Raw genomic sequence first — 540 nt, forward strand, 5'->3', positions numbered from 1 at the left:
TCGAACGCTGGTACAGCCAGGCCGGCACGCCGCGCGTGTCGGTGCACACCGCGTACGACGCCGCCGCGCGCCGCTATACGGTCACGCTCGCGCAGGGCTACGGCGACGCATCGCCGGCCGCGCGCGAAACGCAGCAAGGGCCGCTGCTGATTCCGTTCGCGATCGGCCTGATCGGCCGCGACGGCCGCGACCTGCCGCTGCGTCTCGACGGCGAAGCCGCCGCCGCAGGCACGACGCGCGTGCTCAATTTCACCGACACCGAGCAGACCTTCACGTTCGTCGACGTGCCGGAACAACCGCTGCCGTCGCTGTTGCGTAATTTCTCGTCGCCGGTGATCGTCGAGTACGACTACAGCGACGACGATCTCGCGTTCCTGCTCGCACACGACAGCGATCCGTTCAACCGCTGGGAGGCCGGCCAGCGCCTCGCGACACGCGCGCTGCTGACGCTCGCCGCGCGTGCGGCCGCGAACGAGCCGCTCACGCTCGGCGAGAACTTCGTCGCCGCATTCCGCCGCGTGCTGACCGATGAAAGCCTGT

General features: G+C 69.6%; 1 protein-coding gene. It reads left to right on the top strand.

The window, feature by feature from the left end:
• Positions 1 to 540: DUF3458 domain-containing protein (locus tag G3N96_RS39985; protein ID WP_206140514.1), on the top strand; the 540-nt coding region annotated here is incomplete at both ends.

The sequence above is a fragment of the Burkholderia sp. Se-20373 genome, from assembly GCF_017104705.1.
Lineage (GTDB): Bacteria > Pseudomonadota > Gammaproteobacteria > Burkholderiales > Burkholderiaceae > Burkholderia.